Annotated in this window: 33 protein-coding genes; 18 read left to right on the forward strand and 15 right to left on the reverse strand. The window is 68.1% G+C overall.

What is annotated here, in order from left to right; translation table 11 throughout:
- The first annotated feature begins 74 nt into the window (after positions 1-74).
- Together FZP69_RS18825 and FZP69_RS18830 are read left to right on the forward strand one after the other, a co-directional pair.
- Positions 75-701: an NADPH-dependent F420 reductase gene (locus FZP69_RS18825; protein WP_152042900.1), complete on the forward strand. Its 627-nt coding sequence runs from the start codon at positions 75-77 to the stop codon at positions 699-701.
- A 104-nt stretch (positions 702-805) separates the two neighbouring features.
- A complete protein-coding gene (locus FZP69_RS18830; protein WP_152042901.1) occupies positions 806-1,981 on the forward strand; it encodes a pyridoxal phosphate-dependent aminotransferase in 1,176 nt (391 codons plus the stop codon).
- A gap of 30 nt (positions 1,982-2,011) precedes the next feature.
- On the opposite strand, the gene FZP69_RS18835 is transcribed toward FZP69_RS18830, so the two are convergent.
- From FZP69_RS18835 to sufS, 4 genes are all read right to left on the reverse strand, one after another.
- Entirely contained in the window at positions 2,012-2,575 is a 564-nt protein-coding gene (locus FZP69_RS18835; RefSeq protein WP_152042902.1) for a mechanosensitive ion channel domain-containing protein, read from the reverse strand.
- A gap of 109 nt (positions 2,576-2,684) precedes the next feature.
- Positions 2,685-2,981 carry a hypothetical protein gene (locus FZP69_RS18840; protein WP_152042903.1) on the reverse strand — a complete coding sequence of 99 codons (297 nt, stop codon included), beginning with the start codon at positions 2,979-2,981 and terminating at the stop codon, positions 2,685-2,687.
- A 14-nt stretch (positions 2,982-2,995) separates the two neighbouring features.
- Complete coding sequence (locus FZP69_RS18845; protein WP_152042904.1) at positions 2,996-3,517, reverse strand: DoxX family protein; 522 nt, start codon at positions 3,515-3,517, stop codon at positions 2,996-2,998.
- Between the two features lie 250 nt (positions 3,518-3,767).
- The gene (gene sufS / locus FZP69_RS18850) at positions 3,768-5,045 is read right to left on the reverse strand and encodes a bifunctional cysteine desulfurase/selenocysteine lyase SufS (protein WP_152042905.1); all 1,278 of its coding nucleotides are present in this window, start codon (positions 5,043-5,045) and stop codon (positions 3,768-3,770) included.
- A gap of 281 nt (positions 5,046-5,326) precedes the next feature.
- On the opposite strand from sufS, the gene FZP69_RS18855 reads away from it, so the two are divergent.
- Positions 5,327-6,367, forward strand: coding sequence for a VOC family protein (locus FZP69_RS18855; RefSeq protein ID WP_152042906.1), 1,041 nt, complete (start codon positions 5,327-5,329; stop codon positions 6,365-6,367).
- A gap of 30 nt (positions 6,368-6,397) precedes the next feature.
- Here FZP69_RS18855 and FZP69_RS18860 read toward each other — a convergent pair whose 3' ends face one another.
- The 3 genes from FZP69_RS18860 to FZP69_RS18870 all read right to left on the reverse strand — a co-directional run bounded on the left by FZP69_RS18860 (position 6,398) and on the right by FZP69_RS18870 (position 8,094).
- On the reverse strand, positions 6,398-6,979 hold the full coding sequence (locus FZP69_RS18860) for a metal-dependent hydrolase (protein ID WP_152042907.1): 582 nt from the start codon (positions 6,977-6,979) through the stop codon (positions 6,398-6,400).
- 63 nt (positions 6,980-7,042) lie between these two features.
- Positions 7,043-7,345, reverse strand: coding sequence for a DUF424 domain-containing protein (locus FZP69_RS18865; protein ID WP_152042908.1), 303 nt, complete (start codon positions 7,343-7,345; stop codon positions 7,043-7,045).
- Positions 7,345-8,094: a tetratricopeptide repeat protein gene (locus FZP69_RS18870; RefSeq protein ID WP_152042909.1), complete on the reverse strand. Its 750-nt coding sequence runs from the start codon at positions 8,092-8,094 to the stop codon at positions 7,345-7,347. Before FZP69_RS18870 ends, FZP69_RS18865 begins: the two co-directional genes overlap by 1 nt.
- A gap of 91 nt (positions 8,095-8,185) precedes the next feature.
- Between FZP69_RS18870 and thpR the strand changes: the two genes are divergently transcribed.
- The 10 genes from thpR to FZP69_RS18920 all read left to right on the forward strand — a co-directional run bounded on the left by thpR (position 8,186) and on the right by FZP69_RS18920 (position 15,262).
- The gene (gene thpR, locus FZP69_RS18875; protein WP_152042910.1) at positions 8,186-8,740 is read left to right on the forward strand and encodes an RNA 2',3'-cyclic phosphodiesterase; all 555 of its coding nucleotides are present in this window, start codon (positions 8,186-8,188) and stop codon (positions 8,738-8,740) included.
- 167 nt (positions 8,741-8,907) lie between these two features.
- Positions 8,908-9,396: an SRPBCC family protein gene (locus FZP69_RS18880; protein WP_152042911.1), complete on the forward strand. Its 489-nt coding sequence runs from the start codon at positions 8,908-8,910 to the stop codon at positions 9,394-9,396.
- 197 nt (positions 9,397-9,593) lie between these two features.
- Positions 9,594-10,175 carry an LOG family protein gene (locus FZP69_RS18885; RefSeq protein ID WP_152042912.1) on the forward strand — a complete coding sequence of 194 codons (582 nt, stop codon included), beginning with the start codon at positions 9,594-9,596 and terminating at the stop codon, positions 10,173-10,175.
- A 1,057-nt stretch (positions 10,176-11,232) separates the two neighbouring features.
- Positions 11,233-11,385 (forward strand): 50S ribosomal protein L39e, encoded by a 153-nt coding sequence (locus tag FZP69_RS18890; protein WP_103427295.1) that lies wholly within the window; start codon positions 11,233-11,235, stop codon positions 11,383-11,385.
- Between the two features lie 3 nt (positions 11,386-11,388).
- Positions 11,389-11,667, forward strand: coding sequence for a 50S ribosomal protein L31e (locus FZP69_RS18895; protein ID WP_152042913.1), 279 nt, complete (start codon positions 11,389-11,391; stop codon positions 11,665-11,667).
- A gap of 3 nt (positions 11,668-11,670) precedes the next feature.
- On the forward strand, positions 11,671-12,336 hold the full coding sequence (locus FZP69_RS18900) for a translation initiation factor IF-6 (RefSeq protein WP_152042914.1): 666 nt from the start codon (positions 11,671-11,673) through the stop codon (positions 12,334-12,336).
- A gap of 125 nt (positions 12,337-12,461) precedes the next feature.
- Positions 12,462-12,638 (forward strand): 50S ribosomal protein L18Ae, encoded by a 177-nt coding sequence (rpl18a, locus tag FZP69_RS18905; RefSeq protein WP_152042915.1) that lies wholly within the window; start codon positions 12,462-12,464, stop codon positions 12,636-12,638.
- Positions 12,638-13,099, forward strand: coding sequence for a prefoldin subunit alpha (pfdA, locus tag FZP69_RS18910; protein ID WP_152043439.1), 462 nt, complete (start codon positions 12,638-12,640; stop codon positions 13,097-13,099). The genes rpl18a and pfdA overlap by 1 nt, the downstream gene beginning before the upstream one ends.
- 6 nt (positions 13,100-13,105) lie before the next feature.
- A complete protein-coding gene (gene ftsY / locus FZP69_RS18915) occupies positions 13,106-14,470 on the forward strand; it encodes a signal recognition particle-docking protein FtsY (protein WP_152042916.1) in 1,365 nt (454 codons plus the stop codon).
- Positions 14,471-14,662: 192 nt separating this feature from the next.
- Positions 14,663-15,262, forward strand: coding sequence for a 20S proteasome subunit A/B (locus tag FZP69_RS18920; protein WP_152042917.1), 600 nt, complete (start codon positions 14,663-14,665; stop codon positions 15,260-15,262).
- Between the two features lie 13 nt (positions 15,263-15,275).
- Here FZP69_RS18920 and FZP69_RS18925 read toward each other — a convergent pair whose 3' ends face one another.
- From FZP69_RS18925 to FZP69_RS18935, 3 genes are all read right to left on the reverse strand, one after another.
- The gene (locus FZP69_RS18925; RefSeq protein ID WP_152042918.1) at positions 15,276-15,698 is read right to left on the reverse strand and encodes a DoxX family protein; all 423 of its coding nucleotides are present in this window, start codon (positions 15,696-15,698) and stop codon (positions 15,276-15,278) included.
- Positions 15,699-15,768: 70 nt separating this feature from the next.
- A complete protein-coding gene (locus FZP69_RS18930) occupies positions 15,769-16,377 on the reverse strand; it encodes a LysE family translocator (RefSeq protein WP_240137710.1) in 609 nt (202 codons plus the stop codon).
- A 175-nt stretch (positions 16,378-16,552) separates the two neighbouring features.
- Positions 16,553-16,801: a hypothetical protein gene (locus tag FZP69_RS18935; protein WP_152042920.1), complete on the reverse strand. Its 249-nt coding sequence runs from the start codon at positions 16,799-16,801 to the stop codon at positions 16,553-16,555.
- 704 nt (positions 16,802-17,505) lie between these two features.
- Between FZP69_RS18935 and FZP69_RS18940 the strand changes: the two genes are divergently transcribed.
- Complete coding sequence (locus FZP69_RS18940) at positions 17,506-18,906, forward strand: signal recognition particle protein Srp54 (protein WP_152042921.1); 1,401 nt, start codon at positions 17,506-17,508, stop codon at positions 18,904-18,906.
- A 23-nt stretch (positions 18,907-18,929) separates the two neighbouring features.
- Here FZP69_RS18940 and FZP69_RS18945 read toward each other — a convergent pair whose 3' ends face one another.
- The gene (locus tag FZP69_RS18945; protein ID WP_152042922.1) at positions 18,930-19,748 is read right to left on the reverse strand and encodes a hypothetical protein; all 819 of its coding nucleotides are present in this window, start codon (positions 19,746-19,748) and stop codon (positions 18,930-18,932) included.
- 106 nt (positions 19,749-19,854) lie between these two features.
- Here FZP69_RS18945 and FZP69_RS18950 point away from each other — a divergent pair, with 106 nt between their 5' ends.
- The 3 genes from FZP69_RS18950 to FZP69_RS18960 all read left to right on the forward strand — a co-directional run bounded on the left by FZP69_RS18950 (position 19,855) and on the right by FZP69_RS18960 (position 21,658).
- Positions 19,855-20,346, forward strand: coding sequence for a hypothetical protein (locus FZP69_RS18950; protein WP_152042923.1), 492 nt, complete (start codon positions 19,855-19,857; stop codon positions 20,344-20,346).
- Positions 20,347-20,513: 167 nt separating this feature from the next.
- The gene (locus FZP69_RS18955; protein WP_152042924.1) at positions 20,514-21,101 is read left to right on the forward strand and encodes a magnesium transporter; all 588 of its coding nucleotides are present in this window, start codon (positions 20,514-20,516) and stop codon (positions 21,099-21,101) included.
- On the forward strand, positions 21,101-21,658 hold the full coding sequence (locus FZP69_RS18960; RefSeq protein ID WP_152042925.1) for a magnesium transporter: 558 nt from the start codon (positions 21,101-21,103) through the stop codon (positions 21,656-21,658). The genes FZP69_RS18955 and FZP69_RS18960 overlap by 1 nt, the downstream gene beginning before the upstream one ends.
- Positions 21,659-21,748: 90 nt before the next feature.
- Here FZP69_RS18960 and FZP69_RS18965 read toward each other — a convergent pair whose 3' ends face one another.
- The gene (locus FZP69_RS18965; RefSeq protein WP_152042926.1) at positions 21,749-22,201 is read right to left on the reverse strand and encodes an ester cyclase; all 453 of its coding nucleotides are present in this window, start codon (positions 22,199-22,201) and stop codon (positions 21,749-21,751) included.
- A 143-nt stretch (positions 22,202-22,344) separates the two neighbouring features.
- On the opposite strand from FZP69_RS18965, the gene FZP69_RS18970 reads away from it, so the two are divergent.
- Positions 22,345-22,614, forward strand: a complete 270-nt coding sequence (locus FZP69_RS18970; protein WP_152042927.1) for a hypothetical protein — start codon at positions 22,345-22,347, stop codon at positions 22,612-22,614.
- A 34-nt stretch (positions 22,615-22,648) separates the two neighbouring features.
- On the opposite strand, the gene FZP69_RS23095 is transcribed toward FZP69_RS18970, so the two are convergent.
- The 3 genes from FZP69_RS23095 to FZP69_RS18985 form a co-directional block, all read right to left on the reverse strand.
- Positions 22,649-23,101 (reverse strand): hypothetical protein, encoded by a 453-nt coding sequence (locus tag FZP69_RS23095; protein WP_240137712.1) that lies wholly within the window; start codon positions 23,099-23,101, stop codon positions 22,649-22,651.
- A complete protein-coding gene (locus tag FZP69_RS18980; protein WP_240137769.1) occupies positions 23,098-23,370 on the reverse strand; it encodes an ArsR/SmtB family transcription factor in 273 nt (90 codons plus the stop codon). The genes FZP69_RS23095 and FZP69_RS18980 overlap by 4 nt, the downstream gene beginning before the upstream one ends.
- 350 nt (positions 23,371-23,720) lie before the next feature.
- Complete coding sequence (locus FZP69_RS18985) at positions 23,721-24,308, reverse strand: hypothetical protein (RefSeq protein WP_152042929.1); 588 nt, start codon at positions 24,306-24,308, stop codon at positions 23,721-23,723.
- Between the last annotated feature and the right edge of the window lie 161 nt (positions 24,309-24,469).

Raw genomic sequence — 24,469 nt, forward strand, 5'->3', positions numbered from 1 at the left:
CCAGACACGAGTCGCGCAGTGAGCATCGATTCACACACGAGTTATGCACCGTGATCACGTCCGTATCCACGGAGATGCAGATCGGTATCATCGGTGCCGGCAACATCGGGCGAACCGTCGCGGCACACGCGGTCGACAACGGCCACACCGTCGTCGTCAGCAACTCGCGCGGGCCGGCGTCGCTCGCCGACCTCGTGGAGACGCTCGGACCGAACGCACGGGCGGGCACCGTCGCGGAGGCGGCCGCGTTCGGCGAGATCGTCCTCGAAGCGATCCCGTACGGCGCGTACGAGAGCCTCCCGGCCGACGAACTCGCCGGGACGATCGTCGTGAGCGCGGCCAACTACTACCCGGAGCGCGACGGCGAGATCGATCTCGCGGGCGGGACGCAGACGGGGCTGATCGCCGACCACCTCGCCGAGTCGCGCGTGGTGAAGGCGTTCAACACGATGTACTACGAGACGCTCCGCGAGGAGGCGCGACCGGACGCCCCGCTCAAAGAGCGGCTGGTGCTCTTCCTCGCGGGCGACGACGACGAGGCGAAGTCGACGGTGAGCGAGTTCATCGAGGAGATCGGCTTCGCCCCCGTCGACGTCGGGTCGCTCCGCGACGGCGCGGTGATGGAGCCCGGATCCCCCATCTACAACGAGCCGATGACGCCCGCGGAGGCACGGGCGGCGCTCGAACGGCTCCAAGAGTAACGACGCAGGGCGGACGCCGGGGACTCCCGACCGGAACCACGCGCCGCGGCCCGGGCCACGCCTCAGTCCAAACAGCCAAGGAGTCGCCCCACGCAGAGAGATCGATGACCGACGGGGACGTGTCGGACCGCGTGGCACGGATCGAACCGCAACAGATCCGTCGTCTGTTCGACCTCGCGAGCGAACACGACGGCGACGATCTGGTGCATCTCGAACTGGGGGAGCCGGACTTCCCCACGCCCGACCACGTCGTCGAGGCGGCCGTGACGGCCGCACGCGACGGCCGGACCAACTACACGCCGAACGCGGGGATCGACCCGCTCAGGCGGGCCATCGCCGACCGGCTGCGGGCCCGTGACGTCGACGCCGACGCCGACCGCGTGGTCGTGACGACCGGCGGCGTCGAGGCGCTCTACCTGACGCTGCTGACGGTGACGGACCCCGGAGACGAGGTGGTCGTGCCGACGCCGGCCTGGCCGAACCCGCTCTCGGGGGCACGGCTCGCGAACGCGGTTCCCGTCGAGGTTCCGCTCGACCCGGCTGACGGCTTCGCCTTCGACGCCGACCGGATCGTCGACGCGATCGACGAGCGGACCGGGGCCGTCGTGCTGACCTCGCCGTCGAACCCGACCGGCCGGGTGTTCGACGTGACGGAGATGGAGCGCGTCGTCGCCGCCGCCGCGGCCCACGACGCCTACGTCGTCGCCGACGAGGTGTACCACGAACTCGTATACGACCACGCCCAGCCGCGGCTCGCGGCCGTCACGGACCACCCCGAACGGGTCGTGACCGTCGACTCCTGCTCGAAGACCTATTCGATGACGGGGTGGCGCGTCGGCTGGCTCAGCGGGCCGGAGCCGGTCACGGCGGCGGTGACGAGGATCCACGAGAGCACGACTTCGTGCGTGAACACCCCCGCCCAGTACGCCGCGCTCGCCGCGCTCACGGGGCCCGACGGCCCGGTTCGGGAGATGAAGGCGGCCTTCGAACGCCGGCGTGACCTGGTCGTCGACCGGCTCCGCGAGATTCGGGGCGTCTCACTGACGCCACCCGACGGCGCGTTCTACGCGTTCGTCGACGTGGGCGCCCTCCCGGGGTCGAGCATGGACGTCGCCCGGCGACTCCTCTTCGAGTACGACGTCGTCGCCGCCCCGGGCAGCGCGTTCGGCCGCGGCGGTGAGGGGCATCTCCGGTTCAGCTTCGCCAACGACACCGAGCGGCTGGAACGCGGGCTGGACCGGTTCGAGCGACTGGTTCGGGCGACACGGGGCACGCGCTGAGGTGGGTCGATCCCGTTCGCGGTTCGCCCCCTACGGTCCACTCTCGGGGTCGTCCGCTAGCGTCCACTTCTTCTCGACCGCGCTGTTCGCCACGACGACCCGGTCGCCGTCGTCCAGATCGAGCCGGCTCTTGCGGAGGCCGATGTCCCGAACCTCGCCCGTGGTCCCGTCGGCCGTCACGCGGTCGCCGGGGTTGAAGTCGGGGTCGCGGAGGAGGTAGACGCCGGCCACTGTATCGGCGATCATACTCGACAGCGCGTAGGAGATCCCCAGCGCGATGAAGCCGGCGGCAGTCCCCAGGCTCGCGGCGATCTCACCCAGTCCCAGGATGTTCAACAGGGCGAGACCGGCGGCGAACCAGAGGAAGACGCCGACGACGGTGGTCGCCAGGTTCACGATCAGGTCCTGTTCCGCCGGGTAGACGGCGTCGAGCGCCCCCCCGACGAGTCGGAGAGCGATCCTGATGCCGACGTACGCGATCGTGAGGAACACCAGCGCCATGACGAGCTTCGGGAGCGCGCTGACGAGCCCCTCCTGGATGCCGGCGATCGTCTCTCGGACGAGTTCGGTCAGAAATCCGACGTTTGTCTGCATGGCTCAGGGTCATGGGCGGGTCGATAAAAAACGGTTCGACATCCGGACGGTCGGCTCGAGGGCGGGACGAACGAAGAAGAGCAGGTCAGGCGGGAGCCGGCCCGATCCATCACTCGCCGACGACCGTCTGTCTCCCCGCCTCCTCGCCGGCGAACTCCGGTTGCGCCATCCTGTACAGGCCCCAGAGGAACAGCACCGCGAGGCCCGCGATGACGAGGCCGGTTCTGAGTGCGGGGTCGACCATCGGGGTGGCGACCACGTCGCCGGCGTCGTTCGTCACGGGAGCGGCGCCGTACGGCGGCCCCGCGAGGATCTCTACGACTCCGAGCACGACGACGCCGATCAGCATCAGCGCGCCGCTCAGACCCATCGCGAGTCTGTCGATCGCGTCGATTTTGTGTTGCATCTCTGGTCACCTCCTCAGCCGAGCAGGTACCGCAGCCGCGGGTGTGCTTGCACGAAGCGGGTCTTCTCGATGATCGCGTCGAGGCCGTAGTAGCGCCCCGTCGCCAGCACCATCACGGTGACGAACAGCAGCAGTCCCATGAAGTCGCCGCTGACGACGCCGTGGGCGAAGTCCGCGTTGCCGATCCAGAACAGGACCATGAAGATGGCCCCGCCGAAGGCCGCCAGCCGGGTCAGCGCGCCCGCGATGAGCGCCAGCCCGATCAGCGTCTCGAACAGGGGGACACCCGGCTCGATCAGCCACGCGAGGTTCTGGCCCATCCAGACGGGGATCGGCCCGAGCGCCGTCCCGGTCATGCCCTCGAGGTAGGCCGGCCCGTAGCCGAACGCCAGACCGTCCTCGATGAGCTTCGTCACGCCCGCGTGGAAGAACCACCAGCCGGTGACGACCCGCAGGATCGCGAGCCAGTACGCCGCGAGCGGCCCCGCGGTGAACTCGAACTCCGATTTCAGGGGGTTCGCCGGTTCGTATGCCATCGGTCTCACCTCACATGTGCGGGTTGCGGGCTAAGAGTGGTATAAGTTCCAGCAGGTTCCCGGCGTGTGAAAACCGACGCGGCGGCCACACCCTCGTGATGGAATAAACTGAAGACCGTTCTCAACTGCTGGAAAACACTGTGATCGATCGTGAAGGTCGGTGACGTCGCATCTACCGTCCGGACGATGCACCGGATCGAGGGGGGCGTGCGGCGGGGGAAAACGCGGGTCGGTGCGCGTCCGGGCCGGATCAGGCGAACAGCTGTCGAGCCTCGTCGACCGCGTCGACGAGCGCGTCGACTTCCTCGCGCGTGTTGTACACGTAGAACGACGCGCGCGCCGAAGCGGCGGCACCGAGTTTGTCGTGTAGCGGCTGGGTGCAGTGGTCGCCGGCGCGGATCGCCACACCGTAGTCGTTCAGGATCGACGAGAGGTCGTGGGCGTGGACCGAGTCGAGGTTGAACGCCACCAGCCCACCGCGGTCGTCGCCCGGCGGGCCGTAGACGGTGACGTCGTCGAACGCCGTGAGACGGTCGTAGGCGTACTCGGCGAGCAACTCCTCGTGGGCCTGGACGTTCGCCATGCCGAGGTCGTCGAGGTAGTCGACGGCGGCGTGGAGCGCGACGCCCTGCGCGATGGGCGGCGTTCCCGCCTCGAACTTCCACGGGAGGTCCTCCCACTCGGAGTCGTCGTACGTCACCTTCCGGATCATCTCGCCCCCGTAGAGGTACGGCTGCATCTCCTCCAGGATGTGCTCTTTGCCGTAGAGGACGCCGATGCCCGTCGGGCCGCACATCTTGTGCCCCGAGAAGGCGAAGAAGTCGGCGTCGATCTCCTGGACGTCGACGGGTCGTGTCGGGACCGACTGCGCGCCGTCGACGAAGGCGTACGCGCCGACCTCGTGGGCCAACTCAGCGAGGTCGGCGACCGGGTTGACGGTGCCCAGCGTGTTCGAGATGTGGACCACCGAGACCATCGCGGTCGACTCGTCGATCAACTCGCGCGCGTGGTCCATGTCGAGATAGCCCGAGTCGTCGACGCGGATGTACCGGACCTCGGCACCGATCTTCTTGGCGATCTGCTGCCACGTCACGAGCGACGCGTGGTGTTCCATCTCCGTGAGGACGACCGAGTCGCCCGGGCCGAGTTCGGCGAGCCCCCACGCGTACGCGACGAGATTCATCGCCTCGGTGGTGTTCTTCGTGAAGACGATCTCCTCTCGCCCGTCGGCACCGACGAACTCGGCGACGCGGTCGTGCGCGCGTTCGTAGGCGACCGAGGCCTCCTGGCTCAGGTGGTGGATCCCTCTGTGAACGTTCGAGTTGTAGCCGCGGTAGTAGTCACAGATCGCCTCGACGACGGGTTCGGGCGTGTGACTCGTCGCGGCGTTGTCGAGGTAGACCAGTGGCACCGTGTCGTCCGGCCCCTCGCCGGGCGTCTCGAGGTCGCCGCCGACGTGCCGTGTCAGGATGGGGAAGTCCCGCCGGATCGCCTCGACATCGAGGGGGTACGACTCCTGCGTTCTCATTAGGTACGCCTAAACACTGCATCATCAACACACCTTCGGTCCGTGGCGCGACGAGAAACCGAAATCGGTTGCGGTGGACCCGGCGCGTACTCGTGTCTCGGTTCTCGTGGCGGTCGCGGCGTCGGCGATCCGAGGCTCCCGGACGGTCGGCGTGCGAGCGAGAGCGGGCAGGGTGATCGAGACGCCGAAGACGTCGGGACGGCCGAGCAGAAGACGCCGTCGACACCCGGTAACACTCACGTCAGCGCGAATTCAAGTCGTTCCGGCCCCTCTCTCCGACGATGGCAGACGTCACACCCACACCGGGCATTCACCACGTCACGTGTATCGCGGGCGACCCACAGCGGAACGTCGACTTCTGGGTCGAGACCCTGGGACTCCGACTCGTGAAGCGGTCGATCAACCAGGACGACCCCGGCACCTACCACTTCTTCTTCGCGGACGCCGAGGGGACCCCCGGGACGAGCATGACGTTCTTCCCGTGGGAGGACCTCCCGCGGGGGAAAGTGGGGTCGGGACAGGTCTCTCGCACGGCCTTCCGGGTTCCCGAAGGGAGCCTCGACTACTGGGAGGCGCGGTTCGACGAGTACGGCGTCGACTACGACGAGCGCGTCGAGCGGTTTGGGAGCGAGGCGCGAAGCGCCTCGGAAGACGCGAGCGGCAGTGAGCCGCGGGCGGAGACCGTCCTCCCTTTTTACGACCCCGACGGTCTCCCGGTCGAACTGGTCGCGGTCGAGATCCCCGACGACGACCCGACGGTCCCGTGGACCGCGTTCGTCCCCGAGGAGCACGCGATCCGCGGGTTCCACTCCGTGACGCTCTGGCTGGCGGATCCCGAACCCACGAAGGAGCTGCTCCGGACGATGGGCCTCGAGGAGGTCGGCACCGAGCAGTCGCCGGGCGACACTCCCGGTGACGAGCGAACCCGGTTCGCCGCCAGCGGTCCCGTGGGCAAGTACGTCGACGTCCTGCCCACGATCCAGGGCGGGCGACAGGGCCACGGCACGGTCCACCACGTCGCCTTCCAGACCCCGACCGACGCGGACCAGGAAGCGATGCGCCGGGCGGTCCAGTCGGCGGGGCTGAGCCCCACTCAGCAGATCGACCGGCACTGGTTCCGCTCGGTGTACTTCCGCGAGTTCGGGGGCGTCCTCTTCGAGCTCGCCACGAACGGCCCGGGCTACGTCAGCGACGAGCCGCTCGACGACCTCGGCGGGCGACTCGTCCTCCCCGGCCCGTTCGAGGGCCGACGCGAGGAGATCGAGGGAAAGCTGGCCGACGTGACGATCCCGCGCCCCGCGACGGCCGAAGCGGACGACTGACCGCCCACCGTCCGCGCCCGCGTCGCTCCCTCAGTCGTCCGCGGTCACGTCGTCCGCCGGTACCGGGTCGAGGAGCCCGTCGAGCGCCAGGTGTGTCGCGACACCGACGAACAGGCCCACCCCGACGACGGCCGCCAGGTCGACCGTCCCCGGCACGTCGTAGATCCACCCGAGTACCCCGATTCCGACCCCGAACGACCCGCCGACGACGACGCCCGCCCAGAGCGTGTGCGTGACGGTCCGGTGAGGCGGCCGCTTGTGTTCGACCAGCCGTTCGCTCCGGGTCATCACCGCCAGCACCACGAACACGCACAGCACCGCGAGGAGTCCGTTTGGGACCGCCCGGTCGACGTCGAACAGGAAGACGAGGTAGAGAACGCCGCTGCCGGCGGCCAGTTTGACGCCGGTCGTGAGCCACCGGTTCGGCTTCGACGCGTGGTGGTCGACGTCGGGGACGCTCGCGCCGACCAGCACGCTCGCCGCTCCTGCGGCGCCGAGGGCGAACGCGTACACCGAACTCCCGGTCAACCAGAGGACCGACCACGTGACGACGACCCCGAGTCCCGCGGCCGGGAGTCGTGCCACGTCGAGGTGTTCCTCGAAGCTCCCCATACGAGAGCTGACAGTCCCGTTCGACAAAAATATTGGGTATTCAAACTTTCAGAACTGGCGACGCTACCGCAGCCAGAGCAGCTGTGCGTGGAGCGTCCCGCCGACCTCGAGGACGCGGTCCTCGTCGACGAGGCCGGCGTCGATCGCCACGGAGACGGCTCGCTCGCCCACGATGTTCGCCGTCGTCGCCCGGGAGAGGCTGTCGACGACCGTCTGTTCGTCGGCCTCCTCGGCCTCCTCGCCGCCGTAGAACTCCTCGGTGACGTCGAGGGAGACGGGGCCGTCCTCGAACGTCTCGCCGAGGCAGTCGGCGTCGCAGACCGACACCAGCAGGCCCTCGGGCGTCTCTCGCTCGCGCAGGAGCATCAGCGACGGTCCTCGACGAGGCGCTCCTCGCGCTTCTCGCGCAGTTCGTCGGCGCGTTCCTGCACCCGCTCGGCCTCCTCGCTCTCTCCCAATTCTTCGAGGGCGATCGCCTTCTCCTCCAGCACCTCGGCGCTCCGCATCCCCAGGCGGATGGCGTTGTCGAAGGCGTTCACGGCGTCCTCGAACAGCCCCCGTTCGGAGAGGAAGAAGCCCCGGTTGTACCACGCCTGCGGGAAGCGCGGGTCGATCTCGACCGCGCGCTCGGCGTGTTCGAGCGCCTGCTCCGTCCGTCCGTACTCCCAGAGGGCGTAGGCCAGATTCGTCTCCGCCGAGGCGGCGTGCTCGGAGTCGTCGTCGATCCGGAGCGCCTCCTGGTAGGCACCGATCGCCTCGTCGTACTCCTCGAGTTCGGCGTGGGCGACACCCTTGTTCACCCAGGCTTCCTGGGCGTCGAGCGAGTCCTCTTCGGCGAAGCGGGCGGCGCGCTCGAACGTCTCGGTCGCCTCCTCGAACCGGTTGATCCCCATGTACGAGAGGCCGACCTCGACGAGCTCCTGGACGTCGACATCGTCGCGGTCGACGTTCCGGCGGTCGAGGATGTCGGAGAGCACCCGCGAGTCGACGGGGTCGACCTTTGTCGGGTCGACTTTGAGTTCGGGCGGATCGAGCGTGAACTCGTCGTAGTCGGCGTCGACCCCCTGTCCCTCGGAGAAGCGGTGTTTCTTCGGCGGGTCGCCGTCGTCGGTCATACCGCAGGGTTGGCAGTCGCCGGGGGTAAGGGTTACGTCACGCGGCCCTCGACGCGTCACGGTTTTGCCGCTCGCCGCCGCACGGACGACCATGCGCCTGTTCGTCGCCATCGATCTCCCCGACGACCTCGCACCCGATGTCGCCGCCGCACAGGACCGGTTCGAGGGGGCCGCCAGCCTCCGCCCCACCGACCCCGGGGACGCACACGTCACCCTCAAATTTCTCGGCGACGTCGACGACTCGCGCGTCGACATGGTTGCGGAGGCGATCGCGGAGGCAGTCGATGCGGCTGGCGTCGGCCCGTTCGAGGCGACGGTCGGTGGCTTCGGCGTCTTCCCGTCGCTCGACTACATCAGCGTCGTCTGGACCGGGATCAGAGCGGGGACCGGGGCGATGACCGAACTGCACGAACGGGTCGAAGCGCGACTGACTGCGCTCGGCTTCGACCCCGAGGATCACGCGTTTACCCCCCACGTGACCCTCGCACGGATGGACGACGCCCGCGGGAAGCGGACGGTCCAGCGCGTCGTCCGCGAGGAGGACCCGACCGTCGGGTCGTTCCGGGTCGCGGAGGTGCAGTTGAAGCGGTCGGAGCTGACACCGGACGGGCCGGAGTATTCGACCGTGGCACGGTTCCCACTCTGAGCCGGTCGAGCGACGGCCACGAGCACGGTCGGGTCGTCCACCCGAAGTCGCGACCACGGTCGACAGATCGTCGTCGTGGGCGACCCACGGGCCGAGAGGATGCCGATCGGTGCGACGGTCACACACGAGCGAGGGAGCGTTATTATCGAGGGAGTGGTCGTTCTCTCATGCACACTGTCCGTCGGTCACGGGTACTGCACGCACCGAAAGACCGCGTCTGGGAGGTCATCGACGACTTCGGCGGCGTCTGGAAGTACAACCCCGGCGTCGAATCCTCGCGGATCGTGAGCGGGCCCGAGACCGGACAGGGCGCGTGCCGCGAGTGTGTCTTCTCCGACGGCGGCCGCATCGAGGAGACGATCCTCGACTACGATCCGGGGACCGCCTACACCGTGGCGTTCACCGACGTGGGCTCGTATCCGCTCGTCTCGAACACGGTCGACGTCACGGTCGACGCGCTCGACGAGACACACAGCGACGTCACGATCACCGCCCGGTTCACGCCGAAGTACGGCCCGCTCGGCTGGCTCCTGGGACGGGTCGTGATGGAACGGCAGTTCGAGAAGCGGTTCGACGCCGTCCTCGAGGGGCTCGTCGCGCATCTCCGGACGGGGGAGCCGGTCGGCGAGGACGGCGAACCCGTCGCCTCCGCCTGACCAGCGACGCTCGTGGAGGAGACGGCCCTCGTCGCGACCGTCGTCGAGACGACTCGTCGTTCGAGATCGCCCCCGTCGACGTCTGTCGAGGGCGTCGTCGGATTCGAACGGGCGAGCCGTAAATCACATTTCGCGATACAGAATCACCGCGAGCGGCTCGGAAGACGACTTATACCCAGCCGCCGACACCCCAGACCATGGAGCGAATCTGCGTCTACTGCGGGTCACGGTCCGGGACCGATCCCGCGTTCCGGGCGGCCGCCGCGTCGTTCGGCCGCCTGCTCGCCGAACGCGGGATCGGGCTCGTCTACGGGGGTGGTGACGTCGGGCTGATGGGTGCGGTCGCCGACGGGGCGCTCGACGCCGGTGGCGACGTCGTCGGAGTCATCCCCGAGGCGCTCGAAACACGCGAGGTCGCCCACGCGGGGCTCACGCGGCTCGACGTCGTCGACTCGATGCACGCCCGCAAACGGCGGATGGCCGACCTCGCCGACGGGTTCGTCGCGCTCCCCGGCGGCTTCGGGACGCTCGAGGAACTCGTCGAGATGCTGACCTGGGCGCAGCTGGGGTTTCACACCGACCCCTGCGGGCTGTTGAACGTCGCGGGCTACTACGACGGGCTCGTCTCCTTCTTCGAGACGCAGGTGGACGCGGGGTTCGTCGAACCGGCCCACCGGGACCTGCTCGTCGTCACGGACGACCCCGACGAACTGCTCACGCGCTTCGCGTCGTACGACTCGCCCGTGGGCGAGCGTGTCGTCGACGAATCCGAGATCTGAGCTGGCTTCGGCGTCACCGCACCGCGGTCGCGGTCCATCACCTGTGCCCGACGAGCGACTGGCACCGGCCGGGCCGGTCGGGGTCGTGATTTCGTGGACGGCGGCAGCGTCGCCTGATTCGCGCTCGTCGGGTGCGGTGGCGCGGACGACGGTCCGGCGCGCGGAGTCCCACGGCGACGAGAGCCAGTGGTCGGGGTGACGACGGAGACCGTGGTTTCGTATCGCGGAATACGATTTACGCTTCGTTCGAACCGGCTCACGGGAAGCGGTCGAATCGAGCGTCAAGGAGCCTCGAAATCGGCCGACTCGAAGGTCGAGCGGCGAAGCGAGATCAATCGAGCCACGACCAGTCGAGGAGCACGGCGCAGACGGCTCGACCGCGGCGGAGAGTGTGACGAGCGAGTCACCGCGACGGAGCACCGACAGAACAACGGTCACGACTCGCGACGTGGCCGGCCGACCGGCGACGCGTGAATCGGTGGGAACCACGGTGGCGGCCGGGAGTCTCGGGTCCACACTCCTCGAATCAAGAAACCGACCGGCCGCCGCGGCGTGTCGCAAGGTCGGAGCGGGTCGGCGAACGACAGCACTGTCGACCCCGCGCGCTCGACCCAGGGGTCGGAGACGCCTCCCGGTCGGTCGGCAGTGCCACGTGCGCGCCAGTGGGATCATGACTTCGGTTCGTCAGAACCACGCACAGGGTCGTGATCGTGCGACGTTCCCGACCTGTGCCCGCGTCGGAGCGTCGCTATCGGAGCGGACGTGAGTCCGCGAACACGTCCGTCTCCGAACGAGTGCACCCAGTCGGAGCCCGGCCCACGATCTCCGGCGGTTCGGCCCTCAGCTCACGGATCTCCGTGCGTTCCGGGTCGAAGTCCCACGAGCGTCGATACACCACATGTGACGATACGAAACGCGGGCGCTGGAGATTTCGGCCCGCCGGATTCCTCACGACGGCGGGGCGCCCCCGGTGTCCGTGGCGGCCGAATCCAGCGATCCCCCGGTGGAGGTCCGAAAGAACAAGATTTTATGCGCTCCTCATGAAGTACCCGTCACTATGGGTAAGAAATCGAAGGCCAAGAAGAAGCGGCTGGCCAAGCTCGAACGGCAGAACAGCCGGGTCCCCGCGTGGGTGATGATGAAGACGGACATGGAAGTCCAGCGCAACCCCAAGCGGCGCAACTGGCGCCGAAGCGACACCGACGAGTAAGCCATGAGCGCCAACGACTTCGAAGAGCGTGTCGTCACCGTGCCGCTCCGGGACGTCCGCGCGGCCCCCGACCACGAACGGGCGGGCAAGGCGATGAGCATCATCCGCGCACACCTCGCGAAACACTTCACGGTCGACGAGTCGGACGTCCGACTGGACCCCTCGCTGAACGAGACCGTCTGGGCTCGCGGCCGGAAGAACCCGCCGAGCAAGCTCCGGGTTCGCGCCGCGCGGTTCGTCGAGGACGGCGAGCCGATCGTCGAGGCCGAGCCGGCGCGGTAACGCGTGCTCCGCGCCTCCTTCGCCGGGTCGTCGTACGTCGGTGTCTTCGCACGCGCGACCGACGACTGTCTTCTCGTCCGGCCCGACGCCGACGCCGATCTGGTCGCCATGATCGGTGAGGAACTCGGCGTTCCCACCGTACAGACGACCGTCGGTGGCTCCGGAACCGTCGGGGCGCTCGCGACCGGCAACGAGAACGGGCTCCTCGTCACGGGTCGGTCGACCGAACGCGAACGCGACGCGATCGCCGCCGTCACCGACGTCCCCGTCTACGAACTCCCGGGGCGTATCAACGCCGCGGGCAACGTCGTGCTCGCCAACGACTACGGGGCGTACGTCCACCCGGAGCTCTCCGCGGAGGCCGTCGCCGTCGTCGAGGAGGCGCTCGCGGTCCCCGTCGAACGTGGCGACCTCGCGGACGTCCGGACGGTGGGCACTGCCGCCGTCGCGAACAACCGCGGCGTGCTCTGTCACCCCAAGTCCAGAGAGCCCGAACTCGAGGCGCTCGAGGCACACCTCGACGTACGGGCCGACATCGGGACCGTGAACTACGGCGCGCCGCTCGTCGGCTCGGGCCTCGTCGCCAACGAGACGGGCTACGTCGTCGGCGAGGACACGACCGGCCCCGAACTCGGCCGGATCGAGGACGCGCTCGGCTACATCGACTGACGCGTCTCTGCCGACGCACCCCGGTCGAGACGACGACGCTCACGGACGCCCGTCGTCGACCACACCGACCGCCGCGACGGAACCGAGTAGGAAGACTCTTCCCGCTCCTTCTCCCAGGCGTAGACATGAGCCAGTTTACAGTGAGCGGCCGCTTCCAGATGCGGAACGGCTTCCAGGAGTTCACCAAACGCGTCGAGGCACCCAACGACTCTGTCGCTCGCGAACACGTCCTCTCCCAGCTGGGGAGCGAGCACAACCTCAAGCGCACGCAGATCGAGATCGGGGAGGTGACCGCCGCATGATGGGTGGCGGTGGCAACCAGCAGCTCCAGCAGCTCTCGCAGGAACTGCAGGCGATCCAGGGCGAGATCGACGAGCTCGAGGCCGAGATCGACGCCTACCAGGACGAGCAGGACGAGATCGATGAGGCGATCGAGGCGATCGAGACGCTCGAGACCGGCTCGACGGTGCAGGTGCCGCTCGGCGGCGGCGCGTACGTCCGCGCCGAGATCCAGGACATCGACGAGATCATCGTCGAGCTCGGCGGCAACTACGCCGCCGAGCAGGAGCAGGACGCGGCCGCGGACGCCCTCGAACACAGGAAGGAGGCGATCGACGACCGCATCGCAGACGTCCGCGAGGAGATCTCCGAACTCGAAGACGAGAGCGCCGAGCTGGAACAGCAGGCCCAGCAGATGCAACAGCAGATGCAGCAGCAGCAGATGCAGCAGATGCAGCAGATGCAGCAGTCCGACGACGAGTAACCGCCGATGTTCGACGGGCTGAAGAAGAAGCTGAACAGTTTCCGCGAAGACGTCGAGGAGACGGCCGAGGAGAAGGCCGAGGCCGAACCGGAGACCGAAGTCGAGTCGGAGGCCGAAGTCGAGTCGGAGGCCGAAGTCGAGTCGGAGGCCGATCCCGAGGCCGACTCCACGGACGGAGAGGTGGCCGCCGCCGACGTCGAGCACGGCGTCGACGACGCTGCCGCCGAAGCCACGGCTGACGCGGGGACCGGGGCCGACGCCGGCGTCGACACGGACACGGACGCAGATGCGGACGCTGGTGCAGACGACGGCGAGACGACGACCGCGGCGGTCGACAGCGACGACGCCGGCACCGCGGTCGAGCCGGACGCCGAGGACGTCCCCGACGACGTCGACCTCTCGGACGACGAGGAACGGCTCGCCGCCGAGGGCGTCGAGACGGCCGTCGAGGAGGCCGCGGGCGGTGCCGAACGTAAGAGCGCCAGCACCCTCCAGCGGGCGAAGGCGTTCGCGACCGGGCGGATCATCATCGAGGAAGAGGACCTCGAAGAGCCGCTCTGGCAGCTGGAGATGGCGCTGCTGGAGTCCGACGTCGAAATGAACGTCGCGGAGGCCATTCTGGAGACGATCCGCGAGAAGATGATCGGCGAGTCGCGCAAGCAGGTGGATACGACCGCCGAACTGGTCTCGGCGGCGCTCTCCGACGCCCTGCTGGAGGTGATCTCGGTCGGGCAGTTCGACTTCGACCAGCGGATTCAGGCGGCAGACAAGCCCGTCACGATCATCTTCACGGGCGTCAACGGCGTCGGCAAGACCACGTCGATCGCCAAGATGGCGCGCTACTTCGAAGCGCGCGGGCTGTCGACCGTCATGGCGAACGGCGACACCTACCGCGCCGGCGCGAACGAACAGATCCGCGAGCACGCCGACAACCTCGGGAAGAAGCTCATCAGCCACGAGCAGGGTGGCGACCCCGCCGCCGTCATCTACGACGCCGTCGAGTACGCCGAGGCACACGACGTCGACGTCGTCCTCGGCGACACCGCGGGACGGCTCCACACCTCGAACGACCTGATGGCCCAGCTAGAGAAGATCGACCGCGTGGTCGATCCCGACGTGACGCTGTTCGTCGACGAGGCCGTCGCCGGACAGGACGCGGTCCAGCGGGCGAAGAAGTTCAACGAGGCCGCCGAGATCGACGGTGCCGTCCTCACGAAGGCGGACGCCGACTCCCAGGGTGGCGCGGCCATCTCCATCGCCTACGTCACGGGGAAGCCGATCCTCTTCCTCGGCGTGGGCCAGGGGTACGACGATCTCGCCCGGTTCGACCCCGAGGAACTCGTCGCGAGCCTCCTCGGCGACGAGGAGTAGCGCGACGGGTCGTCTCCTCGGCGTCAGGCTGTGTTTCGTGCTCTCGTCCGTCCGTCGTCGAGTGTCGTCTGGGTGTGCACTGAGTGACACCTACGAACCGGCCGCCGAGGCGGCGTAGCCGTCCCGACACGCCGCCTCGGCGGCCGGTCTCGCAGGCCCACCGCTTTTCTCGTTCGCGACACATCGTCAGACATGGCCACTATCGTTGGCCTCCGCTGTCGCGACGGCGTCGTCCTCGCGGGCGACCGCGTGCTGGTTCGAGACGGGCGGATCGAGAGTCGCAACCGGCGGCACGTCTTCGACTTCGACGACGTCGGTGCCGCCGCAGTCGGCTCGGACGTCGATCGGTTCGCCGACCGTCTCGCGGGCGAACTCCGGTCGTACCGGCTCGACCGCGGGTCGGTCTCCGTCGCCGTTCTCGAACGACTCGCGAGCGAACTCGCGTCCGGAACGGGGATGGAGGCGGTCGTCGCCGGGCGCGACCGCGACGACGAGGGAGAGCGCGAAAACGGCACGGGACGTGCCGCACTCCGCGGCGTGTACGCCGACGGCTCGACGCTCGGGGACCCGCCGATGGCCCTCGGGAGCGGCGCGTCGCTCGCGCTCGGGCAGCTGGAGGCCGCCGACCTCGACTCGATGTCGGTCGCCGAGGCCGAGACGTTCGTCCACGACCTGTTCGAGACCGTGGCCGAGCGCGATCCGGGGACCGGAGCCGAGACCGACGTCTGGACGCTCTCGGACACCACCAGCGAGGGGACGAGTGGCGCGGAGACGGACACCACCGGGAGCTGACCGACGCTCGGTATCACGCCGTGCCGTCGGGCCGCGTGTACCACCACGCCCAGAGGAGCAAGACCCCCTGGAACGGCAGCCGCGCCCACGTGGCCGCGTCGGACGGTTCGCTGGCCCACTCGGGGACGCCCTCCAGGACGACGTCGTGGGTCGCCATGTAGACGTTCGCGGGGAAGACGGCGAGCAACAGGAGAACGAGTCCCCACGCGGCGATCCGGCGCGTCCGGGGGACGAGGACACCGAGGCCGAGGAGGATCTCCGCGATCCCGGAGAGGTAGACGAGGGCGAGCGGGCGGGGGAGCGACGGGGGGACGACCTGCACGTAGACCTGTGGGACGACGAAGTGCATCGCGCCGGCGACGACGTATAGGACACCCATCACGTAGCGGAGCGGTCGCTTGTACCGCCCGAGACGGTTCCGAACCACGTCACGCATCTCGTCGGAGAGTCGGTCGGAGACGACAAAGGACGATCGGTCGAAGACGGCGAGGAGCGTTCGTCACGCGTCAGCGGAGCAGCGTCGCCGCGAGGACGACCATCACGCCGGCGGCGACGTACTGCAACCCCGAGGAGACCCGGCTTCGCGCGAGGAGTCGCCCGGCACGGTTGGACGCGAGCGCCACGCTCGACAGGTAGACGGCCGTGATGGCGGCGTACAGCGCACCCAGGAGCGCCATTCGCGTCGGCGCATCGGGGCCCGATCCCGCGAACCCGGGGAGAAAGGCGAGGAAGAACAGCGCGACCTTCGGGTTGAGCGCGTTGACGAGGACGCCCCGGCGAAAGCTCCCACCCGCCTCCGTCTCGGTCGTCGGGTCGAACTCGTCCGTGCGCAGGGTCTCGACCGCGAGGTAGAGCAGGTAGGCCGCGCCGACGTACTTCAGGACGGTGAAGGCTGTCGGGGTGGTCCGGAGGAGCGCGGCGACGCCAACCGCCGCCGCGAGCGTGTGGCCGAGAACACCCGTCGCGACGCCGAGTGCCGAGCGAACGCCAGCGTCCGGCCCCTGGAGCCCGCGCGCGAGCACGTACATCGTGTCCGGCCCGGGCGCGAGGATGAGCGCCACCGCTGCGGCGAGGTACGCGACGAGGGTGGTGGTCTCGAAGCCGGCTACGGGCACGAGTCGCCGGTTGACGAGCGGCGGGTAAGTAAGGTGTGGGTTGTGACTGCTGTCGAGCGGGCGTGTGACTCGTTCGTCGGAATCGCGTGAATTTTCGTGCGTTCTGAGTGGCAGGTGACAGAGGAGATGAGATGTCGCGACCGATACAGAGAATCTGTGTAGCCCTGTGGCGTGTTTAGCTGCCGCCACCGTCTTTCCTCGCTTGGTGGGCGTCAATACCGAACAGCAGGCCAGCGAGGAACAGCAGTTCATTCCCCTGATAGATATTCTGAATAACGTAATCGATAAGTCCGATATCCGGTGCGGCGATACCGAAAATGACCAGAACGAGTGCGATGAGAGCCGCGAGCCCGGCAATTGCTCTGATGATGACACCGGAGATCAATCCGACGACGAATATCACTATCGCTGAAAGCAGGCTCATTGTGGTGTCCGTTCCAGCCGAATCGACGTATAGATATCCTGCGATCCGGGCGATGTCTAAGCGAACTGTTCGCCCAGCTCGATCCCCCTACGGGGTGGGGCAGGAAGCCTCTCGCAGGAGTACAATAGGGCCCATCGCAAGTACGCGATATGGATAGCTGCCGACGAGCGATACGCGCCCTGTATCTCGCACGGCGTTTCTGACAACGACCGAGAACACATGGGATGAACGTCCGGCTTCCGTTGCTCGTCCTCGTCCGAATCGACGGGGTCAAAGCCGTCCGTGACGACGATCCCGCAGTACACGGTGCGTGGTTACGCCGCGTCCTCCCCAGTCGATTGCGATCCTCTGGCCTCCAGCCCTGCAGTCCTCGTCAGTCGCGCGTGTCCTTCGCTCGCGCCGACCGGCTCTGTGGTGGCGTGACAGTCGCTGCGGTGGCACGACAGTCGCGGCTCCGGCCACGACGGAACGCGAGGGGTAACTGAGCGAATGGAGTGAGCGAAAGAGTCGGGTGGAGGGGTCGGCGACAGATCCGTCCTGGCAGCCGTTTCGCCGTCACCCGCGAGCCACGTTCACGTCCGCTCGTGAGTCAGTGGTCACGACGCGGGTCGAAGCCACGCCGAACGCACCCGGTGTCTCATAGACCACCACCATCCGCGACGAACAAAGCCTTTACCGCCCCCGTCTCCTACCTGCATTCAACAATGGTACTCGACAACCTCGGGAGTTCCCTCAGGGGTTCGTTGAACAAGCTCCAGGGGAAGTCCCGGCTCTCCGAGGACGACGTCCAGGAGATCGTCAAGGAGATTCAACGGTCGCTGCTGTCGGCGGACGTCGACGTGAGCCTCGTGATGGAGCTGTCCGACTCGATCAAGACGCGAGCGCTCGACGAGGATCCACCGGCAGGCACCAGCGCCCGCGACCACGTCCTCAAGATCGTCTACGAGGAACTCGTCGATCTCATCGGCGACTCCACGGAGATCCCGCTGGAGCCGCAGACGATCATGCTCGCGGGCCTCCAGGGGTCCGGGAAGACGACGACATCGGCGAAGATGGCGTGGTGGTTCTCGAAGAAGGGGCTTCGCCCGGCCGTGATCCAGACGGACACGTTCCGGCCCGGCGCGTACGACCAGGCGAAACAGATGTGCGAACGCGCAGAGGTCGACTTCTACGGCGATCCCGACGCCGACGACCCCGTCCAGATCGCCCGCGACGGGCTCGAGGCGACCGAGGACGCCGACGTCCGCATCGTCGACACCGCGGGGCGGCACGCGCTCGAGGCCGACCTCATCGACGAGATCGAGGAGATCGAGTCGGTCGTCGACCCCGACCTGAACCTCCTCGTGCTCGACGCAGCCATCGGCCAGGGCGCGAAGGAGCAGGCACGGGAGTTCGACGACTCGATCGGCATCGGCGGCGTCGTCATCACGAAGCTCGACGGCACCGCGAAGGGTGGCGGAGCGCTCACGGCGGTGAACGAGACCGGCTCCTCGATCTCCTTCCTCGGCACGGGCGAGACAGTCCAGGACATCGAGCGGTTCGAGCCCAACGGCTTCATCTCCCGGCTCCTCGGCATGGGCGACCTCAAACAGCTCTCCGAGCGCGTCGAGCGCGCGATGGCCGAGACGCAGGCCGAGGACGACGACTGGGACCCCGAGGACATCATGAAGGGGTCGTTCACGCTGAAGGACATGCAGAAGCAGATGGAGGCGATGAACAAGATGGGGCCGCTCGACCAGGTGATGGACATGATCCCCGGGCTGGGCGGGGGGATCAAGGACCAGCTCCCGGACGACGCGATGGACGTCACCCAGGATCGAATGCGGAAGTTCGAGGTGATCATGGACTCGATGACGGACGCGGAGATGGAGAACCCCCGCTCCGTCGGCGCTCAGCAGGTTCGCCGCATCGCCCGCGGCTCGGGCACCGGGGAGGAGACCGTCCGCGAGCTGCTCCAGCAGCACAAGATGATGGAGCGTACCCTCAAGCAGTTCCAGGGGATGGGCGACGGCGATATGCAGCGGATGATGAAGAAGCTCCAGAAACAGGGCGGCGGTGGCGGCATGGGCGGCATGGGTGGGATGGGCGGCGGCCCGTTCGGCTGAAGCCGCTTCGCGCGTTTTTTCGCTTACATCGGCTGCGGGGTGTCCGGCTGTGACGGCGTCGTTTCGACGACCGGCCGGCGGGTGTACTCAGCGACGCCGACGAAGGCGACCCCCCACGCGACGGCGAGCGCGCCCCACAGCGGACCGGCGCTCGACTCGACGGTGAACGCGAGCGAGGTCGCGCCCAGCAGGACGGCGACGGCTCCTGCACTCCACGCGGCGAAGCGCCAGTCGCGTTCTCTGACGGTGGCCAGTGCGGCCATCAGGACGATGTACACCGCACCCGCGGCCATCGCCCCGTAGTGCACGAAGAGGACGTGGTCGTCGGCGAGCGTCACTTGCCGGAGTATCTGGTCGCCCGCGAACACCAGCAGGGGAACCGCGGCGACGACGACGAGCCCCGCGAGCAGCCGGTTCAGCCGTTCGACCCGGTCCAGCCGGAGGACGGACCGGCCGGCCGGATGCAGGGCGACGAGGACGAGACCCAGCACGCCGAAGATGAGGGGGAGCATCAAAATGGGCGAGTCGGCGGCGAGGGCGAACACAACCAGCGGCGCCAGAAAGACCAGCGGTGCCAACACGGTGGTCACCCGTCGCTTCGGGCGGTACAAGAGCGTCGCTACTGGGATGAGGAGGGCGAGCCACAGCATCGGGAAGCTGATCATGTCGTGGACCTGGTGGGTGCCCATGTCCGTGGTCCACCCGGTGAACGCGAGCAGGAGCTCTCCACCGAGCATCACGCCGGGGAGGATGAGCGTCACGACCGCGACGAGCGAGAACGCAACGCCCCGCACTTTCGAGAGCGTCGATACGTTGGATTCGCCGATCGATTCACTCGTCACTGTGTGTCTCTGTCATATGTATTCGTATCATTGTGGCGCTGTGAGAACACAACTCTGCGTGCACTGCCCAGAGAAAGCTTATCACGGCCGATGACGTCCCTCTTCCATGCGATTCCCCGAACTCAAAGCACGGGACCTCGACGGTCGGTCGGTGACGCTGCCGAACGATCTCGGATCGGATCCGACACTCCTGCTCGTTCACTTCACGCCGCAAGTGACGCCCGACGTCGAGACCTGGCTCCCGGTCGCGACCGACCTCGCGGAGGCGAACCACGACTTCTGGTGTTACGACCTCCTCGTCCTGCCGGAGCTCCCCGACGCCGTCGAGTCGTCGCTGGCCGTGGACCTCCACGTCACGGACGGCGACGGCGGCACCGACGACGCGTCCCGGTCGCTCACCGCACACACCGACCTCGCGGCGTTCCGCCGGGCGCTCGTGCTCGACCGCCTCGACCGGGTGTACGCGCTCGTGCTCCGTGACGGCCGCGTGGAGTGGCGGGCGTTCGGTCCGCTGACGACGGCACTCGAACGGCGGATCCACACGGCTGTCGGGGAGTCGGCCACGGGAGACGGATCCGACGACCTCGTCGCGTCCTGAGCCACGCCACCTGTCCCACCCGAGGCGTCCCGTCCAGCTCACACTGCTCCGTGCCGACGTACACGACTCCGCTCCGTGCCGACGTACACGACTCCGCCCGGCCGTGATCCGGCGTCCGAACGCGGGTGTCACCTGGTTTTTAATGCCAGGGACCGTCCCTCGGCACGATGACAGTCCGCGAGGTCGCCGTCGAGGCGTACCGCGACGCGCTCCCCGCGCTCGTCGCCAGCCTGGTCGGGGGGCTCCTCGCCGGCGTCGTCCTCGGCGGGATGCGTGCGGAGCTTCGCGCCGTCCCGGGACTCCTCGTTCTCATCCCTGCCCTCCTCGCGACCCGTGGCAACGTCTACGGCTCGCTCGGTGCGCGGATCGCGACCGCCCTCCATCAGGGGCTCGTCGAACCACGGCTGTCGGCGGCCGACCGGCGGCTCGGTGCGGCCGCCGCTGCGGCGATCTCGAACGGACTCCTCGCGTCGACGTTCGCCGCCGTCGTCGTCTTCGCGCTCCTCACGACGCTCGACGACCCGGTCGCGCCGCTGGCGACGCTCGTCGGGGTCGCGCTCGTCGCCGGCGTCCTCTCGGGCGTGGTCCTGACGGTCGTGGTCGTCACGGTGGTGTTCGCTGGCTACCGCCGTGGACGCGACCCGGACACGCTCGTCGGGCCGATCGTCACCACCACGGGTGACGTCTTCGGCGTGCTCTTCCTCCTCGTCGCCGTCAGGCTCGTGCTCGCCCTCGGCGGAGGAGGAGGTGGCTGATGCCGACCGAGTGGACCGTCCGGGCGATCTCCCGTGCGATGCTACCCGTCCTCCTCGTGTTGACGCTGGTCGAAGTGGGTTCGGGGCTCGTCCTCGGCAGCTTCGAGTCGTCGCTGCTGGAGTTCCCGACGCTTCTGGTTCTCGTGCCGGTCACCATCGGCACCGCCGGCAACCTCGGGAGCATCCTTGCCGCGCGCCTGTCGACCGCGTTCCACCTCGGCACCCTCTCGTTCGACCCGGGCGACGAGACGCTGTCGGGCAACGCGCTCGCCACGTTCGCGCTCTCGGTCACGGTGTTCCCCGTCATCGGTGTCGGCGCGTGGAGCCTCTCGACGCTCCTCGGGACCGCACGGCTCCCGCTCGCGACCGTGTTCGCCATCGCCATCACGAGCGGCGTCGCGCTCGCGGTACTGGCCGTCGCCGTGACGCTCGTGGCGACCTACGCGGCGTACCGCTTCCGCCTCGACCCCGACGACGTCGTCATCCCCGTGGTGACGAACGCCTCCGACGTGCTCGGGGTGCTGGTGCTGTTCGGTGCCGTCCGACTGTACGTGTGAGTGTGCCGGGTGACCACAGCCGTCCACGGAGACGCCCGACTGCCGACAGTCAGTCCGCAGCTGAAACCCGCGTGGTCGCGTCGGGCGTTGCTACGCGGGCAGTTCCTCGGGGACGAGACCCAGCTGGCCGAGGTAGGTGAGGGTGTCGTAGTACCACCACGCCTCGGTCACCTGCGCTCCGTCCAGGCGGTAGACGGTCGCTCCCGAGAACTCGACCGTGTTGCCCGTCGGATCGGCGTCGAAGGCGGGGAGTGGCCCCTCGTGCGTCCCGCTGACGGTCCACTGGCTAGCGACCCGGTCTTCGCTCACGACGAAGTCGACCGTCTCCATGTCGACCTCGAAGTCCGGGAAGCTCTCGTGCACGCGGTTCACCCACTGTGCGAACTCGTCGCGGCCGTCGTACGTCTCTCCGAGCGGGACGTCGTGGACGACCACGTCGACGGCGAACAGCTCGTCGAGGGCGTCGACGTTCCCGCGGTTCCAGACGGCGTCGGTGTACTCGTGGAACTGTTCGTTCAGGTCGTCGGTCGCTGATTCGGTCATCGTTCTCCCCCAATCAAAGGTTGTCCATCCGACACGATAGCTGTTGCGGTGGTCCACCGTACCGTCTCGTCACGCGGCCGAACCACCGCTGGCCGGGTGCAAGTCGGCTGTCTTTTTGTCGTTCCCGGCTCTCGGACGACTCGATGCGTTCGCTCCCCGTCCCGGGTCCCGACCGTCCGTACGTCGCAGCCCCGTTTCTCGGCATCCTGGCGACGATCCTCGTCCAGTTCGCGAGCGGCCCGGTGGGACTCACGTCCGCACAGACGGTCGTCGTGGCGCTCATCACCGCCGGGCTCCTCGGTGCCATCTTCGGGACGCGGTACGCCGGCGAGACCGCCGCGGCCGCGTCGCTCGCTGCGTCGCTCGCCACCGGCGGAGCCGTGATCGTCCTCATCGTCGCGGGCTCGCTGTAGCACCAGCGGGCGCTCTCCCACCAGCGACCGCTGGCTACCGCTGGCTCTGGTACAGGAGCACGACCGTCGCGAGCGCCGCGAAGAGGTCCGGGAGGAACGTGAACGGACCGAACGGCGTGGGGCGGAAGCCGAGGATCAACACCACGACCGGGTTCGACGTGAGCGCGTACAGCAGCAGCGCGACGCAGAACACCACCAGGCTGAGCGTGAACGGGTTCGGCAGGTCGCGGTAGAGGCTCGCGTACGTCCCCGCCAGCGCGAGGAGCAACACGACGGTGAACGTCGTGACGATGAGCTTCACCTGCAGGACGAGCGCCAGCCGAGGCCGGTCGATGAGCCGCGGACCGACCGCCGAGGTGAACAGATACGAGACGACGAGCGCCACGACGAGCGCCACGGCGACCAGCGCCGCCGTCCGCGTCAACGGGTCTCCCTGTCTCTGTCCCCCTCCGGTGCCCACGTCCGTAGGCGCCTCGCGGTCGCTCATGAGAGGTCCGCCTTGCTGGCGATCTCGTCCAGCACATCCATGTTCCCTTCCATCCGGTCTGTCACGAAGTACGTCTTCCCGTAGTCGTCGCCCATCGTCGTGAGCACGTCGTTCTCCTCGAGGAGTTCGAGGTGGTGTTGGATCGTCTTGTAGTCGAGGTCGAGCGCGTTCGAGAGCTGGTTCGTGTTCATCGGCGTCTCGTGGAGGCTTCGGATGATACGCAGGCGGTTCCGTCCCCCGCGCGACCCACCGATGAGCCACCACAACACCCGTCGCATTCGTGCGCCCGTTCTCCGTGAGTGTACCTAAAGAGGGAGGGCCGAGGTCGGGGACGTTACGCGTCGGTCCCGTCGGTCTCGTCGCTGTCGTGATCGCGTCTCTCGTCGTGGTCGCGCCTGTCGTCGTAGTCGCGTCTGTCGTCGGACCGACCGTCGCGGTCACGGCGCTCGTCGCGGTCGTGGTCACGGCGCTCGTCACGGTCGACGCCGAACTCGTCGAGCGTCTCGCGGACGTACTCGCGGAGTTCCGCCCGGTTCGCGCCGTCGTCGACCAGTTCGAGCGCCCCGTCGACGAGCGCCTCGGTCTGTTCGTCGCTCAGGTCGTGGCGCTCGGCCAGGGCTCAGAGACGGTGCTCGACGACCGCCGCGCGCATCTCCGCGTCGGTGACGCCGAACGACTCGAGGGTCTCGCGGACGCGCTCGCGGACCGCGGCGCGGTCGGCACCGGCGTGGAGTTGGTCGACGATACCGGTGGCGAGTTCGGTCACCTGGTCGTCGGTGAGGTCGAACGCCTCGCCGAGGCGGGAGGCGACGGCGTACGCGTGGACGTCTCTGGCGTCGTACCCGTGCTGGTACAACTGGTAGTGGACCATGTGATGCAGGTCGGCCGCGGCCGCACCGTCGGCACGCATCTCCTCGGCCTCGTCGACGATTGCATCGTGTTCCTCGTCGGTGAGGTCGAAGACCGCGAGGAACGCGTCGAGGTCGTCGAGCCAGTCAGTGCCCCCAATACCGGCGAGCCGCGTCTCGAAGACGGTGCCGCGGAGCCGGGTCGTCTCCGCGTTCACCGCCCGGTCGGCCTGGGTGTTCGTGAGCTGTTCGGTGGGCGCGTCCGTCGCGCCCGTGTCGAGTGCGGTGACGCTGCCGACGCCTGCCCCGACGAGCAGGAGCACCAGCACCGTCGCCGCGATGGATGCAAGTCGTCTCATTCTGTACCTCCACCCATCCCGACGGTGAGGAGGTAATAGTAGATTTTCCGAACTTTCTCCCGATTCGACGAGAGTTCGACGCGAGTTCGACGCGAGTTCGACGCGGGGTTCGTCCGAGGTTAGACCCAAATTCGTCCCAGACCCACTGACAGGGAGTAGCG

Source organism: Salinigranum salinum (genome assembly GCF_009176545.1).
GTDB classification, from domain to species: Archaea; Halobacteriota; Halobacteria; order Halobacteriales; family Haloferacaceae; genus Salinigranum; species Salinigranum salinum.

Excerpts from the sequence above, each read along its gene's own strand:
- sufS (WP_152042905.1), bottom strand. The coding sequence starts at position 5,045 with ATGAGAACGCAGGAGTCGTACCCCCTCGATGTCGAGGCGATCCGGCGG.
- FZP69_RS18885 (WP_152042912.1), top strand. The coding sequence starts at position 9,594 with ATGGAGCGAATCTGCGTCTACTGCGGGTCACGGTCCGGGACCGATCCC.
- FZP69_RS18920 (WP_152042917.1), top strand. The coding sequence starts at position 14,663 with ATGGCCACTATCGTTGGCCTCCGCTGTCGCGACGGCGTCGTCCTCGCG.
- FZP69_RS18940 (WP_152042921.1), top strand. The coding sequence starts at position 17,506 with ATGGTACTCGACAACCTCGGGAGTTCCCTCAGGGGTTCGTTGAACAAG.
- pfdA (WP_152043439.1), top strand. The coding sequence starts at position 12,638 with ATGGGTGGCGGTGGCAACCAGCAGCTCCAGCAGCTCTCGCAGGAACTG.
- FZP69_RS18985 (WP_152042929.1), bottom strand. The coding sequence starts at position 24,308 with ATGAGACGACTTGCATCCATCGCGGCGACGGTGCTGGTGCTCCTGCTC.
- FZP69_RS18925 (WP_152042918.1), bottom strand. The coding sequence starts at position 15,698 with ATGCGTGACGTGGTTCGGAACCGTCTCGGGCGGTACAAGCGACCGCTC.
- thpR (WP_152042910.1), top strand. The coding sequence starts at position 8,186 with ATGCGCCTGTTCGTCGCCATCGATCTCCCCGACGACCTCGCACCCGAT.
- FZP69_RS18960 (WP_152042925.1), top strand. The coding sequence starts at position 21,101 with ATGCCGACCGAGTGGACCGTCCGGGCGATCTCCCGTGCGATGCTACCC.
- FZP69_RS18935 (WP_152042920.1), bottom strand. The coding sequence starts at position 16,801 with ATGAGCCTGCTTTCAGCGATAGTGATATTCGTCGTCGGATTGATCTCC.
- FZP69_RS18965 (WP_152042926.1), bottom strand. The coding sequence starts at position 22,201 with ATGACCGAATCAGCGACCGACGACCTGAACGAACAGTTCCACGAGTAC.
- FZP69_RS18830 (WP_152042901.1), top strand. The coding sequence starts at position 806 with ATGACCGACGGGGACGTGTCGGACCGCGTGGCACGGATCGAACCGCAA.
- FZP69_RS18835 (WP_152042902.1), bottom strand. The coding sequence starts at position 2,575 with ATGCAGACAAACGTCGGATTTCTGACCGAACTCGTCCGAGAGACGATC.
- FZP69_RS18890 (WP_103427295.1), top strand. The coding sequence starts at position 11,233 with ATGGGTAAGAAATCGAAGGCCAAGAAGAAGCGGCTGGCCAAGCTCGAA.
- FZP69_RS18870 (WP_152042909.1), bottom strand. The coding sequence starts at position 8,094 with ATGACCGACGACGGCGACCCGCCGAAGAAACACCGCTTCTCCGAGGGA.
- FZP69_RS18845 (WP_152042904.1), bottom strand. The coding sequence starts at position 3,517 with ATGGCATACGAACCGGCGAACCCCCTGAAATCGGAGTTCGAGTTCACC.
- FZP69_RS18865 (WP_152042908.1), bottom strand. The coding sequence starts at position 7,345 with ATGCTCCTGCGCGAGCGAGAGACGCCCGAGGGCCTGCTGGTGTCGGTC.
- FZP69_RS18950 (WP_152042923.1), top strand. The coding sequence starts at position 19,855 with ATGCGATTCCCCGAACTCAAAGCACGGGACCTCGACGGTCGGTCGGTG.
- FZP69_RS18970 (WP_152042927.1), top strand. The coding sequence starts at position 22,345 with ATGCGTTCGCTCCCCGTCCCGGGTCCCGACCGTCCGTACGTCGCAGCC.
- rpl18a (WP_152042915.1), top strand. The coding sequence starts at position 12,462 with ATGAGCCAGTTTACAGTGAGCGGCCGCTTCCAGATGCGGAACGGCTTC.
- FZP69_RS18860 (WP_152042907.1), bottom strand. The coding sequence starts at position 6,979 with ATGGGGAGCTTCGAGGAACACCTCGACGTGGCACGACTCCCGGCCGCG.
- FZP69_RS18825 (WP_152042900.1), top strand. The coding sequence starts at position 75 with ATGCAGATCGGTATCATCGGTGCCGGCAACATCGGGCGAACCGTCGCG.
- FZP69_RS18840 (WP_152042903.1), bottom strand. The coding sequence starts at position 2,981 with ATGCAACACAAAATCGACGCGATCGACAGACTCGCGATGGGTCTGAGC.
- ftsY (WP_152042916.1), top strand. The coding sequence starts at position 13,106 with ATGTTCGACGGGCTGAAGAAGAAGCTGAACAGTTTCCGCGAAGACGTC.
- FZP69_RS18855 (WP_152042906.1), top strand. The coding sequence starts at position 5,327 with ATGGCAGACGTCACACCCACACCGGGCATTCACCACGTCACGTGTATC.
- FZP69_RS23095 (WP_240137712.1), bottom strand. The coding sequence starts at position 23,101 with ATGAGCGACCGCGAGGCGCCTACGGACGTGGGCACCGGAGGGGGACAG.
- FZP69_RS18955 (WP_152042924.1), top strand. The coding sequence starts at position 20,514 with ATGACAGTCCGCGAGGTCGCCGTCGAGGCGTACCGCGACGCGCTCCCC.
- FZP69_RS18880 (WP_152042911.1), top strand. The coding sequence starts at position 8,908 with ATGCACACTGTCCGTCGGTCACGGGTACTGCACGCACCGAAAGACCGC.
- FZP69_RS18895 (WP_152042913.1), top strand. The coding sequence starts at position 11,389 with ATGAGCGCCAACGACTTCGAAGAGCGTGTCGTCACCGTGCCGCTCCGG.